Below are 10,417 nucleotides of genomic sequence, written 5' to 3'. Positions count from 1 at the left end.
CAACGGTGCACGGGGGCGCAAGCAGGGCTGCGCCAGCCGCACACCTTGAAACCCCCGCCGGGCATGGCCCGGCGCTACCAGGCGCGTCCTGCCTTCGGTAGCGCCAGGCCATGCCCGGCGCCGTTTGACGCGTTCGCACAATGCGCCACGCAAACCCCTCTTCGCGTTTTCCCTACGGCGGGGTATGCTGCAATGAACGGCCATTGTCGATACGCTCGGGGCCGAACCTAATACATCACGATTCCTGGAGGGGGAATATGAGTCTGGATCGTCCCTGGCTGCAGAGCTATCCGAAAGGCGTTCCCGCCGAAATCGACGTCAACGAGTTCCATTCGGTAGCTTCGGTCTTCGACGCTTCCGTAGCGAAATTCCGCGACCGTCCCGCCTACTCCAGCTTCGGCAAGGTCCTCACCTATGGTGAGACAGACGCGCTGGTCACCCAGTTCGCCGCCTACCTGCTGGGTGAGCTCAAGCTCAAGAAGGGTGACCGCGTCGCCCTGATGATGCCCAACTGCCTGCAGTACCCGGTGGCCACCTTCGGCGTGCTGCGCGCCGGACTGACCGTGGTCAACGTCAACCCGCTGTACACCGCCCGCGAGCTGAAGCACCAGCTGGTCGACGCCGGCGTCAGTGCGCTGGTGGTGGTCGACAACTTCGGCGACACCGTCGAACAGGTCATCGCCGATACGCCGGTCAAGCACGTGGTCACCACCGGCCTGGGCGACCTGCTCGGCGCCAAGGGCGCGATCGTCAACTTCGTACTGAAGTACGTCAAGAAGATGGTGCCCAACTACCACATCAAGGGCGCCGTCCGCTTCAGGCAGGCGCTCAAGCTGGGCAGCCGCCACGCGCTTCCGCCTGTCGAGATCGACCACGACGACATCGCCTTCCTGCAGTACACCGGCGGTACCACCGGCGTGGCCAAGGGCGCGATGCTGACCAACCGCAACCTGATCGCCAACATGCAGCAGGCGTCGGCATGGCTGTCCACTTCAGGCATCGAGCCGGGCAAGGAAGTGATCATCACGGCCCTGCCGCTGTACCACATCTTCGCGTTGACCGCGAACGGCCTGGTCTTCATGAAATTCGGTGGCTGCAACCACCTGATCACCAACCCGCGCGACATGAAGGGCTTCGTCAAGGAGCTCAAGGGTACCCGCTTCACCGCCATCACCGGTGTCAACACGCTGTTCAACGGCCTGCTCAACACCCCCGGCTTCGACGAGATCGACTTCTCCTCGGTCAAGTTCACCCTCGGCGGCGGCATGGCGGTACAACGTGCCGTGGCCGAACGCTGGAAGAAGGTCACCGGCGTGACCCTGGTCGAAGCCTATGGCCTGACCGAGACCTCGCCGGCAGCCTGCATCAATCCGCTCACCCTACCCGAGTACAACGGCGCCATCGGCCTGCCGATCCCGTCCACCGATGCCTGCATCAAGGACGACAACGGCAACATCCTGGCGCTGGGCGAAGTGGGTGAACTGTGCATCAGGGGCCCGCAGGTGATGAAGGGCTACTGGCAGCGCCCGGAGGAAACCGCTACGGCCATTGACGCCGACGGCTGGCTGCACACCGGCGACATGGCGAAGATGGACGAACAGGGCTTCTTCTACATCGTCGACCGCAAGAAGGACATGATCCTGGTGTCCGGCTTCAACGTGTACCCGAACGAGGTCGAGGACGTCATCGCGATGATGCCCGGCGTGTTGGAAGTGGCTGCGGTCGGTGTCCCGGACGAGAAGTCCGGCGAGGTCGTGAAGGTCGTGATTGTGAAGAAGGACCCGAACCTGACCGCGGAAATGGTCAAGGAACATGCCCGGGCCAACCTGACCGGTTACAAGCACCCCAGAATCGTAGAATTCCGAAAGGAGCTGCCGAAGACCAACGTCGGCAAGATTCTCCGTCGCGAGCTGCGTGATACGCCCGCCCAGTAAGGGTTTCCGGGCAGCACGACAGTACAGGGGACCCCGCCGGAGACGGCGGGGTCTTTTTATTGCCGGAACATGGCCGGCCCGGCGCTTGCGGGCGGTTCACGACGGGTGCATAGAATCAGTCGCCGCCGCATGTTCAGCTCGCCCCCTCACTCCTCTCCGTCCGCTCTGCGGTTGGCCGGACGGTCACACGGAGAACTCCCATGTCTGCAGTACGCCCCATCATTACCCGTCCCTCGCAGCACCCTACCCTGCGTATCACCGAAGAACCCGAGCGGGACGTTTACTGGATCCATATGCACGCCAACCTGGTCAACCAGCCAGGCCGGCCGTGCTTCGCCTCGCGCCTGGTCGATGACATCGTCGACTACCAGCGCGAACTGGGCGATCGCCTCAGCGCCTCGCACGCTCTGTCACCCCATGTCGTACTTGCCTCGGACAGCGACGTGTTCAATCTGGGCGGCGATCTCGAACTGTTCTGCCGCCTGATCCGCGAGGGCGACCGCGCCCGCCTGCTCGACTATGCCCAGCGCTGCGTGCGCGGCGTGCATGCCTTCCATGCCGGCCTGGGCACCCGTGCCCACAGCATCGCCCTGGTCCAGGGCAATGCACTGGGGGGCGGCTTCGAGGCCGCACTGAGCTGCCACACCATCGTCGCCGAGGAAGGCGTGTTGATGGGCCTGCCGGAGGTGCTGTTCGACCTGTTCCCCGGCATGGGCGCCTACTCCTTCCTGTGCCAGCGGATCAGTCCGCGGCTGGCGGAGAAGATCATGCTGGAAGGCAACCTCTACACCGCCAGCCAGCTGAAGGAAATGGGCCTGGTCGACATCGTGGTGCCGGTGGGCGAAGGTGTTGCCGCAGTCGAACAGGTAATCAAGGAAAGCCGACGCATCCCGCACGCCTGGGCGGCGATGCGTGAGGTCAACGAGATCGCCACCATGGTGCCGCTGCATGAAATGATGCGGATCACCGAGATCTGGGTAGACACTGCGATGCAGCTCGGCGAGAAGTCCCTGCGCACCATGGACCGGCTGGTACGGGCGCAGGCCCGACGCAATGGCGACCCGGCCTGATCGTCTGGCGGGTCAGGACGGGCTGCGCTCGCTGTCGTCGCGGTGCGGTGCCCCCGCACTACGGGCAGCCAACGCATTCCTGCCGTTGCGCAGAGCGGTCGCCAGGCTGCTGAGGCGGGCGCTCCATTCGCCCTTCAGCTGCCAGTCCGCCATGCGCATGAGTTCGCCACTGGAGGCGGCAACCTGGACAAGCCCCAGGTTGCTTGCCACGCCGCGCAGCGCGTGGGCGTGCTCGCGGAAATCCTCCCAGGCCTGGCGCTCGCCGCAGCCCTGCAGCTGGCCCATGCTCGCGTCGACGTCCGCCAGGCATTGGTCGATGAACTTGCGTTCGAAGCCATCGCCCATGCCCAGCGACGCCAGCTCGTCCAGCACCGCGGTATCGAGCACGCCATCGCCGACCGGCAATGCAGGCACCGACTGGATGCCGGGCTCGGCGCGGGTGTTGGCGGCGACATCGGCCAGCACTTCCAGCAGGCGGGTGGCCACCACGGGCTTGGCAAGGAAGGCGCGGGCGCCGGCCTGCTCACAACGCAGGATGGACTCGGGGGTGACGTCTGCGCTCAGCACCATGACCGGAACGTAAGGCATGCCGCTGGCCTGCATCACCCGCAACTGCTTGAGCAGATCCAGTCCGCTCATGCCGGGCATGTGCAGGTCGACGATCGCTGCGTCGTAACTGGCCTGCTCCAACGCATCGAGCACTTCGGCGCCGCCGTTGACGCAGGTGACCTTGTGGCCGGCCTTCTCCAGCAGCCGCTGCAGCACCATGCGGTTGGCCTCGTGATCGTCGGCCACCAGGACCCGCAGGCTGCGCACCCGTGCACGATGGCGCAGGAAGGGGTTGGAAAACGCGATGACATTGCCGGCTTCAGCCACCTCGGACGGAACCGCCGGGGCTGATGCGGTCTCTGCGACGTCCAGCGTGATCTCGACCCAGAACACGCTGCCGCGCGGGCTGTTCGGTACATAGCCGACCTGCCCGCCCATCGACTCGACCAGGCCCTTGGCAATGGCCGTGCCCAGGCCGGTGCCCTCATGGCGACGGGCCAGGCCGACATCCCCCTGCTCGAAGGCATTGAACAGGCGCCCACGCAGCGCCACCGGCACGCCGATGCCGGTATCGACGATCTCGAATCGCAGGCGCATCCGTTGGCTGCCCGGCGCGTCCGGGCTCGACACGCGCAGATGCACGTAGCCGCTGTCGGTGAACTTGACCGCGTTGCCCATCAGGTTCAGCAGGATCTGCTGCAGATGCCCGGCATCACCCAGCAGGCGCGGCGGCACGTTGTCGTCCACCTGCACGCGATAGTCCAGCGACTTGGAGCGGGTCTGCGGGGTCAGGATCAGGTTGATCGCCTGCAGCACGTCGGCCAGTGCGAACTCGTGCGACTCCACGCGCACCTTGCCGGCTTCGATCGCGGAGATGTCCAGCACCTCTTCCACCAGCGCCAGCAGGCTGCGGGTCGAGGCCTGGATGGTGTTCAGGCACTCGCGCTGTTCGTCGTCCAGGCGGGTGGTGGCCAGTACTTCGGTCATGCCCGCCAGCCCGTTCAGCGGCGTGCGGAACTCATGGCTCATGTTGGCCAGGAAGCGGCTCTTGGCTTCGTTGGCCTGGCGCGCCTCGGCCACCGCCCGGGTCAAGGCATGCAACAGCGAATCGAAGTACAGCGGAATCGCGCCCAGGCCCAGCAGCAGGCCCCAGCCCAGATAGTCGTGGCTGCGCCAGTAGGGCGACAGCATCACCGTGCACAGGAACGCCAGGCAGCCCATGGCCGTGGCCACGCGCAGGTAGGTGCTGCCGTAGCGCATGCCGTTGCCGATCGTGACCCACAGCATCACCGCATACAGCGGTGCGGCCGGCTCGCCCTGGATCGTCATGATCCAGGCCATGCAGGTGTAGTCGGTCAGCATGCCGATCACCCGGCGCACATGCGACACGCCCGGATTGACCAGGATCGCGGCCAGCAGGCCTGCGGAAATGGTCAGCTCGAAGGCGAGGATCAGCCACGTCGCAGTCAGCGCCTCACCGCCACCGCTCAGCGAGCGCCAGCCGAGATAGCTGATGAACAGCGCCGTGATGATGATGCGGATCAGGTTCTGCGCGTGCTCGCTGTCCTCGCGCCCGGACAGGCGCTGCTTGAAGCGGGCCAGCAGCGAGCGCTTGTCGGAGCCAGTGGCGGGCGTCGTATCCATGGTCGGATGTCGCATCCTTCGGCGCAGCAGGGAGGAGCAGCACAACGGTACCGCCAACAGCCCCAGCCACAGTGAAAACGCCAGGCCCAGGTTGGCCTGCCAGTAAGGGGTCAACAGCACCGTAGTGCCGAAACTGGCCATGGCCAGCACGACGGCAGCGGCCAGGTACCGCGGCCCGAAGCGCAGGCCGTTGCCCACTGTCACCCACATCACCACCGCATACACCCACGCCAGCGGCTCACCCATCTGGATCATGCCGATCGCGATCAGTCCGTAATCGGCCAGCATTCCGGCCACCCGTCGCGGGTCCGAGCGCTGCGGCCTCCACAGCAGCCAGCCGAACAGCAGCAGCGACAGGCCCAGGCCGGTCACTACCGTTGCCAGCACGCCCTGGTACTGATCCAACCGGTGCAGGCGGGCACCGGACAGCAGAACATAGATCAGGATCAGCGAGATCAGCACCACCCGCACGATCGCCTGGCCATGTTCCGAATCCGGACGCTGCGCCAGCCGACGCTTCACGCGTGCGAACAGGTCCTGCATGTCACCCACCCGGTCGCGTCGATGCCGTCGAGTGCTGGGCGCAGATGTCCATCAACTGCTGGCGGCCGCGCATCAGCGCATCCACGCAGCGTGGATCGAACAGGCGGCCACGCTGTGCGTACAGATAGGCCAGTGTGGCTTCCATGGTCCATGCTTCCTTGTACGGACGGGGTGAGATGAGTGCGTCGAAGACATCGGCGACAGCAACGATCCGCGCTTCCAGCGGGATCGCTTCGCCGACCAGGCCGTCGGGATAGCCGCTGCCGTCATAGCGCTCGTGATGGCGCAGCGCGATGAGCGCGCCCACCTGGATGAAACGGTTCTGGCTGCCACTGAGCAGCTCGTGGCCGATGCGTGGATGCCGGCGCATGATCGCCAGCTCCTCGTCATTGAGCTTGCCCTGCTTGAGCAGCACCGCGTCGGGAATGGCGATCTTGCCCATGTCATGCAGCGGTGCGGCCATCTCGATCAGGCGCACGTCGTCTTCGGGCAGGCCCAGCTGCTCGGCAATCAGCCCCGCCACGCGCGCCATGCGTTCGAGGTAGGCACTGGTGCCGGCATCTCGGAACTCGATCGCCCGTGCCAATCGCGACAGGGTCTCGCGTTCGCGTTCCTCGACCTCGTGCATGCTGGCCAGCAGGCGCTGCTCCAGCGACAACGCACGCTGCTTCACGTTCTCGGTCTGCTGGCGCAGCTGCAGCAGGTTGTAGCAGCGCGCGCGCAGTTCGCGCGGGCGGATCGGCTTGACCAGGAAGTCGATGACCCCCGCTTCCAGCGCCGCCTGCCGGATCGGCTCGTCGCCGACCACGGTGATCAGGATCACCGGGATATCGCGGTGCTTGGGCAGGCGACGGAAACGGCGGGCGAACTCCAGCCCGTCCATCTCCGGCATGCGGTAATCGAGCAGCAGCAGGTCGACCGGGTGCGCCTCGCACCAGGCCAATGCGGTCAGCGGATCGCCGAAGTCATGCACGCTCAGTTCCGGCGCGATGTCTTCGATGACGTGACGCAGCATCGTCCGCGCGGACGTCTGGTCGTCAACAATGACGATGTTCAACGCGTACTCCGCCTGGTTTCTCGACCATGCTGGATCATCAGCAGGCGAGGATACCCTGCCGCTGCGAACGCTCGCACCCTGCATCGGCCCGACTCCCGTGTCATGCGTCCCGGTTCATGATCGTCATCACATTGTGAAGCGGACTCTCCACAATGCGCACTCCCCCTGGCGCCGATCAAGCCATAACAGACGTCAAGGTAGTGCATTAACGATACGCCGAGTGCGGGAGGCGTCAATCGCGCCGTCTCATTTCGCGACGGCGCGCACAAACAGGGGTCAAAAAGACGACTTACTGCTCCGGACGCATGTACGGGAACAGCAGCACGTCACGGATCGAGCTGCTGCCGGTCAGCAGCATCACCAGGCGATCCACGCCGATGCCGAGGCCACCGGTCGGGGCCATGCCGTACTCCAGCGCACGGATGTAGTCGGCGTCGTAGTGCATCGCCTCGTCGTCGCCGCCTTCCTTCGCGGCCACCTGGGCCTGGAAACGCTGCGCCTGGTCTTCCGGGTCGTTCAGTTCGGAGAAGCCGTTGGCCAGCTCCTTGCCGTTGACGAACAGCTCGAAGCGATCCGTGTAACCCGGGTCGTTGTCGTTGGCACGAGCCAGCGGCGAGACCTCCACCGGGTGGTCGGTGATGAAGGTCGGCTGGATCAGGGTGTGCTCGACCGTGGCCTCGAAGATCTCCAGCAGCAGCTTGCCCCAGCCGTAGGACGGCTTGACGCGGATATTCAGGCGCTCGCAATGGCGCAGCAGCGCGTCGCGGTCAGTGCAGTCGGCGACGGAAATCTCGGGGTTGTGGTGGCGCACCGCCTCGTCCATGCGCCAACGGCGGAACGCCGGGCCCAGGTCGATCTTCGCCCCGTCCCACTCGACCTCGGTGCTGCCGTTGACGGCCTTGGCCACGTCACGGATCACGCCTTCGGTCAGGTCCATGATCTCGTTGTACGTGGCGTAGGCCTCGTACAGCTCCATCATGGTGAATTCCGGGTTGTGGCGGGTGCTGACGCCTTCGTTGCGGAAGTTGCGGTTGATCTCGTAAACGCGCTCCAGGCCACCCACGGTCAGGCGCTTGAGGTACAGCTCCGGCGCCACACGCAGGTACAGGTCCAGGTCCAGCGCATTGTGGTGGGTGGTGAACGGCTTGGCCGCCGCGCCGCCGGGGATGTAATGCATCATCGGCGTCTCGACTTCCAGGAAATCGCGGCTGTCCAGCCAGGCGCGCATGGCGCGGATGATCTTCGAGCGCTTGATGAACACCGCGCGCGATTCCGGGGTCACGATCAGGTCGACGTAGCGCTGACGATAGCGCTGCTCGACGTCGGCCAGGCCATGCCACTTGTCCGGCAGCGGGCGCAGCGACTTGGTCAGCAGGCGGATCGATTCGGCCTTGACCGACAGCTCGCCGGTCCTGGTGCGGGTCAGGCCGCCTTCGACGGCGATGATGTCGCCCACGTCCCAGCCCTTGAAGGCGGTATAGGCATCGCCCAGCACCGTGCCCTGCAGGAACAGCTGGATGCGGCCGGACTCGTCCTGGATCTGCGCGAAACTGGCCTTGCCCATGATGCGCTTGGCCATCAGGCGGCCGGCCATCTTCACCTGGCGGCCATTGCCTTCCAGCGCCTCGGCGGTCCACTGTTCGGCATCGGCGAACTCTTCCTGCAGGCGGCCGGCGAAATCCTCGCGACGGAAATCGTTCGGATACGCGATGCCCTGCCCACGCAGCGCTTTGAGTTTCTCACGGCGCTCGGCGATCAACTTGTTTTCGTCGACGGGGGGGGTATCGGTAGCTTCGCTCATGGATCTGCGGGAATCGTGTAGTGAGGGGGATCTTGCGCCCGGCACAGCCGGTTGCCCAGCATACCAAAACCGTCCAGCCCCAGCCCCGCCGCCGCCCTGCCCCGGTAGTCGCCAACCTTGGTTGGCGGTCCCTGTGTCGACCAAGGTCGACACCCACCGGAGCGCGGCGCCGGCGTCAGCCGTTCCCGGGAAACGCCTGTCGCAGCTCGTCCACCAGCACCCGCTGGTTCTCCGAGTAATCGATCGGCACCGACACCAGGTGCACCCCGCCCTCGTTGAAGGCCGCCTCCAGGGTCGGGACGAACTGCTCGATGGCCGTCACCTCATGCCCCTTGCAGCCATAGGCCTCGGCATACTTCACAAAATCGGGATTGCTGAAGGTCATGCCGTAGTCGGTGAAACCATCCACCGCCTGCTTCCAGCGGATCATGCCGTAGGCACCGTCGTTGAGGATCAGCACCACCAGGTTCAGGCCCAGCCGGCGCGCCGTCTCCAGCTCCTGGCTGTTCATCATGAAGCCGCCGTCGCCACACACCGCCAGCACCCGTCGTTGCGGGTACAGGATCGAGGCCATGATCGCCGACGGCAGGCCCGCGCCCATGGTCGCCAGCGCGTTGTCCAGCAGCAATGTGTTGGCCACCTGGGTGCGGTAGTTGCGCGCAAACCAGATCTTGTACATGCCGTTGTCCAGCGCCACGATGCCGTCTGGCGGCATCACTTGGCGCACGTCGTGCACCAGTCGTTGCGGGGTGAAACCAGCGTCCTCGGCGCGATCGGCAAGGTGCTCGAGGATGGTCGCGCGCAGCGGCAGCAGCGCATCGGCATGGGGCACCGCGCCTTCGATGCGGTCGGCCAGTTGGGTCAGCGAACGGCCGATGTCACCGATCACTTCCACCTGCGGGAAGTACACCTGCTCCACCGCCGCCTGCGAGTAGCCGATATGGATCACGGTCGGCCCGCCTGGACGCATCACGAATGGCGGCTTTTCGGTGACCTCATGGCCGATGGTCACGATCACGTCGGCCTGGTCGATGGCCATGTGCACGTAGTCGCGTTCGGTCAGCGCCGCGGTACCCATGTACAGGCCCGAGCCGCCGGCCACCGCACCTTTGCCCATCTGCGTGGTGAAGAACGGAATGCCGGCGCGTAGTACGAACGCCGACAGCGCCTCGCTGGACTGCGGCCGCGACGCCGCCGAAGCGATCATCAGCAACGGCCGCTTGGCATTGCGGATGATCTCCGCGGCGCGGTCCAGCGCCTCGGGGCTGGCAATCGGCCGCTCCACCGCATGCGGCGGAATCAGCGACACCCCTTCTACTTCATCGGCGGCGATATCCTCGGGCAGCTCCAGCAACACCGGGCCCGGGCGCTCCTCCTGGGCCACACGGAACGCTTCGCGGACGATGGTCGGGATGGTGCGCGCCGAGACGATCTGCCGCGCCTGCTTGGTCAGCGGCTTCATCGTGCTGACGATGTCGACGATCTGGAAGCGTGCCTGCTTGCTGGCCACGATGCCCTTCTGGCCTGTGATCATGATGACCGGCCACGCACCGAGCAGCGCGTAGGCGGCGCCGGTGGTGAAGTTGAGCGCGCCCGGACCGAGCGTTGCCAGGCATACGCCCGGCTTGCCGGTCAGGCGGCCATACGTGGCCGCCATGAACACCGCCGCCTGTTCGTGGCGGGTGATGACCAGTTCGATGCTGGAATGGCGGAGCGACTCGACCACGTCGAGGTTTTCTTCGCCGGGAATACCGAAAATGCGCTCGACGCCTTCGTTCTCAAGTGCGGCGACAAGCAGATCTGAACCCTTGGACATCGG

Annotated in this window: 6 protein-coding genes; 2 read left to right on the top strand and 4 right to left on the bottom strand. The window is 65.5% G+C overall.

Annotated elements, in window-relative coordinates; translation table 11 throughout:
* Positions 1 to 257: 257 nt before the first annotated feature.
* Positions 258 to 1,934, top strand: a complete 1,677-nt coding sequence (locus ACTXG9_RS07775) for a long-chain fatty acid--CoA ligase (RefSeq protein ID WP_019661476.1) — start codon at positions 258 to 260, stop codon at positions 1,932 to 1,934.
* 200 nt (positions 1,935 to 2,134) lie between these two features.
* Positions 2,135 to 3,004, top strand: a complete 870-nt coding sequence (locus tag ACTXG9_RS07770; RefSeq protein WP_012480080.1) for a crotonase/enoyl-CoA hydratase family protein — start codon at positions 2,135 to 2,137, stop codon at positions 3,002 to 3,004.
* 12 nt (positions 3,005 to 3,016) lie between these two features.
* Here the strand turns inward: ACTXG9_RS07770 and ACTXG9_RS07765 are convergent, their stop codons facing one another.
* From ACTXG9_RS07765 to ACTXG9_RS07750, 4 genes are all read right to left on the bottom strand, one after another.
* A complete protein-coding gene (locus ACTXG9_RS07765) occupies positions 3,017 to 5,740 on the bottom strand; it encodes a response regulator (protein WP_456115796.1) in 2,724 nt (907 codons plus the stop codon).
* Position 5,741: 1 nt separating this feature from the next.
* Positions 5,742 to 6,881, bottom strand: a complete 1,140-nt coding sequence (locus ACTXG9_RS07760) for a response regulator (RefSeq protein WP_019661474.1) — start codon at positions 6,879 to 6,881, stop codon at positions 5,742 to 5,744.
* Between the two features lie 205 nt (positions 6,882 to 7,086).
* On the bottom strand, positions 7,087 to 8,598 hold the full coding sequence (gene lysS / locus ACTXG9_RS07755) for a lysine--tRNA ligase (RefSeq protein ID WP_021202068.1): 1,512 nt from the start codon (positions 8,596 to 8,598) through the stop codon (positions 7,087 to 7,089).
* Between the two features lie 175 nt (positions 8,599 to 8,773).
* A complete protein-coding gene (locus ACTXG9_RS07750) occupies positions 8,774 to 10,414 on the bottom strand; it encodes an acetolactate synthase large subunit (RefSeq protein ID WP_021202067.1) in 1,641 nt (546 codons plus the stop codon).
* Positions 10,415 to 10,417 lie beyond the last annotated feature (3 nt).

It is taken from the genome of Stenotrophomonas maltophilia group sp. LNF247 (assembly GCF_054083135.1).
Note: the sequence above shows the minus strand (reverse complement) of the source record. Positions and strands in the feature narration are given on the sequence as shown.

Excerpts from the sequence above, each read along its gene's own strand:
- ACTXG9_RS07775 (WP_019661476.1), top strand. The coding sequence starts at position 258 with ATGAGTCTGGATCGTCCCTGGCTGCAGAGCTATCCGAAAGGCGTTCCC.
- ACTXG9_RS07770 (WP_012480080.1), top strand. The coding sequence starts at position 2,135 with ATGTCTGCAGTACGCCCCATCATTACCCGTCCCTCGCAGCACCCTACC.
- ACTXG9_RS07765 (WP_456115796.1), bottom strand. The coding sequence starts at position 5,740 with ATGCAGGACCTGTTCGCACGCGTGAAGCGTCGGCTGGCGCAGCGTCCG.
- ACTXG9_RS07760 (WP_019661474.1), bottom strand. The coding sequence starts at position 6,881 with ATGCAGGGTGCGAGCGTTCGCAGCGGCAGGGTATCCTCGCCTGCTGAT.
- lysS (WP_021202068.1), bottom strand. The coding sequence starts at position 8,598 with ATGAGCGAAGCTACCGATACCCCCCCCGTCGACGAAAACAAGTTGATC.
- ACTXG9_RS07750 (WP_021202067.1), bottom strand. The coding sequence starts at position 10,414 with ATGTCCAAGGGTTCAGATCTGCTTGTCGCCGCACTTGAGAACGAAGGC.